Origin of the sequence: Mucilaginibacter sp., from assembly GCF_036383575.1 — a bacterium.
Taxonomy (GTDB): domain Bacteria; phylum Bacteroidota; class Bacteroidia; order Sphingobacteriales; family Sphingobacteriaceae; genus Mucilaginibacter.
In genome coordinates this window covers 1-3314 of record NZ_DASVOB010000211.1, presented here as the reverse complement: position 1 = coordinate 3314, position 3314 = coordinate 1, and the positions used below count along the sequence as shown (strand labels likewise).

3 protein-coding genes are annotated in these 3314 nt (G+C 40.9%); all 3 read right to left on the bottom strand.

Annotation, left to right across the window (positions count from 1 at the left end; translation table 11 throughout):
- Positions 1 to 204: 204 nt before the first annotated feature.
- The 3 genes from VF500_RS07645 to VF500_RS07635 all read right to left on the bottom strand — a co-directional run bounded on the left by VF500_RS07645 (position 205) and on the right by VF500_RS07635 (position 3111).
- Positions 205 to 690 (bottom strand): hypothetical protein, encoded by a 486-nt coding sequence (locus VF500_RS07645; RefSeq protein ID WP_330859106.1) that lies wholly within the window; start codon positions 688 to 690, stop codon positions 205 to 207.
- A gap of 158 nt (positions 691 to 848) precedes the next feature.
- On the bottom strand, positions 849 to 1913 hold the full coding sequence (locus VF500_RS07640) for an aldose epimerase family protein (protein WP_330859105.1): 1065 nt from the start codon (positions 1911 to 1913) through the stop codon (positions 849 to 851).
- Between the two features lie 145 nt (positions 1914 to 2058).
- Positions 2059 to 3111, bottom strand: coding sequence for a UDP-glucose--hexose-1-phosphate uridylyltransferase (locus VF500_RS07635; RefSeq protein WP_330859104.1), 1053 nt, complete (start codon positions 3109 to 3111; stop codon positions 2059 to 2061).
- Positions 3112 to 3314: the final 203 nt, after the last annotated feature.

The window sequence follows — 3314 nt, the reverse complement described above, 5'->3', positions numbered from 1 at the left end:
GTCAGTTCGCCTTTTTCAACCTGCTGCACGACCTGCAACTTAAAGGCAAGGCTGTAATCGCGCTGACTGCGCCTACTTACATTCTTTGTTCGTTTTTCCATATAAGTCAACTTGAGTGTCAACTTATTTCAGGACGCGACAAAAATATAAAAAAGAGCGATTGGGTTCCCAATCGCTCTTTTTTTGTAGTCAAAATGTTTTGCATTACTTTGAGGCGGCAGTAGCTTTCTTCTTAACTGTTGTGGCGGCTTTAGCGGTTTTCGCAGCCATTGCTTTTTGGGTTTCGGTAGCCTCCGTTTTTGCTTTAGCTGTGATGACTTTTGCTTTGGTAGCCGCCTTGGCTTTAACATCGGCAACTTCTTTTTTTGCAGCAACTGCTTCGTTCTTCACTTTGGCGGTAATGGCTTTAGCCTTGGTTTCGGCCTTTGCTTTAACATTTGCAGCTTCTGTTTTTGCTTTAGCAGTTACTTCATCAGCTTTTTTAATAACCTTTTTTTTGGTTGCTGCCGCTTTTTTTGTGGCAGTTGCTTTTTTAGCGGTTACTTTTTCCTTTATATCTTCAATTTTTTCTTCGGCTACTTCTTTTACGTCTTCGGCTGTGTCTTTTGTGCCTTCCCAAAGGCTTTCAATTGTTTCTTTAACCTTCTCGAAAAAACCTTTTTCTTCAGGTTGGGTTGACTGATCACTCATGATGTTTTTTTATAGATAGGTAAACAGATTGTTATTAATTAACCTCTTAACCTCAAAAAGTTTAGGTTTGTTTTAAATCTGCGTAACAAACACATCATAATGGACATAAAGCAAAAGTCCCGCCATTGGGCAGGACTTTTACATAAAAAGGTGTTCGATTATTTAACTACCGAAAACTTATAGATCGATTGGGTTTTATAAGTATCGCCCGGTTTTAATTCTGTTGAAGGGAATTGCGGCTGGTTTGGTGAATCAGGGAAATGCTGGGTTTCCATCGCGAAAGATGTACGGTACTCATCTTTTATACCTCGTTTCATCACGTTTTTAGCCTGCATAAAGTTGCCGCTGTAAAACTGTAAGCCCGGTTCTTCGGTAAATACTTCCATTTTAATACCGCTCTTATCGCCGATAACTGTAGCTATAGGAGTGCTCAGGTCATGTTTGTTCAGTACAAAGTTGTGGTCGTAACCTTTACCGTCTTTTAACTGTACGTTATCTTCGTTAATGCGTTTACCAATGGTTTCAGGCTTGGTGAAATCAAACGGTGTACCCGCAACTTTTTCAAGTTTACCGGTGGGGATCAAACCTGCATCAACCGGTAAATAGTTATCAGCATCAATCTGAACCAAATGATCAAGGATGGTACCGCTGCCTTCGCCATTCAGGTTAAAGAAGGCATGGTTAGTAAGGTTAACAACTGTTTTTTTATCAGTTGTGGCTTCGTACTGGCATTTAAATGAGTTATCATCAGTAAGGCTGTAGGTAACCTTAACATTCAGGTTGCCCGGGAAACCTTCTTCCAGATCTTTTGAAAGATAAGTAAGCTCCACAGTTGATGAATCAATTAACTTACCATCCCACACTACTTCCTGGAAGCCGTGTTTGCCGCCATGCAGCGTGTTTGGTGTATTGTTTATTGACGATTGGTAATCTTTGCCATCAATTTTAAAATGACCTTTGGCAATACGGTTGCCATAACGACCAATGGTGGCGCCATAATAGCGCTCGGTTGATTTTTCAAAACCTTCTACATCATCAAAGCCTAAAACAACATCAGTTAGCTTGCCTGTTTTATCAGGCACCAACAGGCTTACTACACGGCCACCATAGTTGGTGATAGTAGCAATAGCACCATTTTTGTTTTTAAGGGTAAATAAATGGGTTTGTTTTCCATCGATTGTTTTTTCGAATGCTGATGCAGTGGTTTGAGTGCTATCCGCCATAGTAGTGTTTTTCTGTGAGGTTGAATTTTGATTACAAGCAGCCAAATATAGGCTGCAAGCAGGTAAAATTGTTAAAAAAATACCTTTAATTAAGTTTCTCATAAATAGATTTATTATAGTTTGGTTTAAAAATAGCTTTTTTTCATTATCCCCTCTCTTTATAATGGATCTCACTTAAGCCCCTTAGTTTTTCAGCTGCAAATTCGGCGGTAATATCGCGCTGCGGATTGGCCAGCATTTCATAGCCCACCATGAATTTTTTCACCGTAGCCGAACGTAATAGCGGCGGGTAAAAATGCATATGCCAGTGCCAGTAAGGATGTTCGCCAGAGTTAACCGGCGACTGGTGCATACCCGCCGAATAAGGGAACGAAGTTTCAAACATGTTATCATACCTGATGGTAAGCCTCCTGATAGCATCGGCAAGGGCATGTTTTTCCTCATCGGTGAAATAAAGGATGCTGGTTACATGCCTTTTGCTGATGATCATAGTTTCGTACGGCCAAACCGCCCAAAACGGCACAAGCACTGCAAAATGTTCGTTTTCAAAAACTATGCGGTCTTGTTTTTTCAATTCAAGCGCAAGGTAATCAGCTAACAGGCTTGCGCCTTTTTGCTCAAAATGAAGCTTTTGCTGTTGGGTTTCTTTAGCTACCTCAACTGGCAGGCTGTTTTGTGCCCAGATCTGTCCGTGAGGGTGAGGATTGCTGCAACCCATGATATCGCCTTTATTTTCGAAGATTTGGATATGTTTGATCCATGGGTAGGAGGCAAGGTCTTCAAATTCTGATTGCCATATGTCCACTACTTTGCTGATCTCTTTGGTAGTCATCTGTGGCAAAGTAAGGTCATGCCTTGGCGAAAAGCTGATCACCCGGCAAATGCCTTTTTGGCTATTAGCCACCAGCAGCTCATCTTCATTTAAGCCACCATCAGGCGTATTTAACAATAGTGATGAATAATCATTGGTGAAAACAAAGCTTCCTTTATAATCGGGGTTTTCGCTGCCATCGGCACGTTTGTTTGTAGGGCACAGGTAACAGGCCGGATCATACTGCGGACGATCGTCGGCCTGGGTAGCCTCAACTTTGCCTTGCCACGGGCGTTTTGTACGATGCGGCGATACCAGGATCCAGTCGCCCGTTAAAATGTTTAACCTACTGTGAGGATGCTCTTTCAGATCAAAATTAGTTTCCATTAGTTTAAAATCAGGTAATAATTGGCTTAATACATGTAAGGTAGACAGTTATACCTTAGCGATTTCAAAGTTGGTAAAAATAAATGTAAATCATACATTTAAAACATTTTTTCCTGAATAAATAGTTATCGTAGAAAGATTGATAGGATTTGTAGAAAAGGAGGGGATTAGAATAGGTGGGATGGCACTTAAATATAAAAAAC

Coding starts and splice junctions, on each gene's coding strand:
- VF500_RS07645 (WP_330859106.1), bottom strand. CDS start 690: ATGAGTGATCAGTCAACCCAACCTGAAGAAAAAGGTTTTTTCGAGAAG.
- VF500_RS07635 (WP_330859104.1), bottom strand. CDS start 3,111: ATGGAAACTAATTTTGATCTGAAAGAGCATCCTCACAGTAGGTTAAAC.
- VF500_RS07640 (WP_330859105.1), bottom strand. CDS start 1,913: ATGGCGGATAGCACTCAAACCACTGCATCAGCATTCGAAAAAACAATC.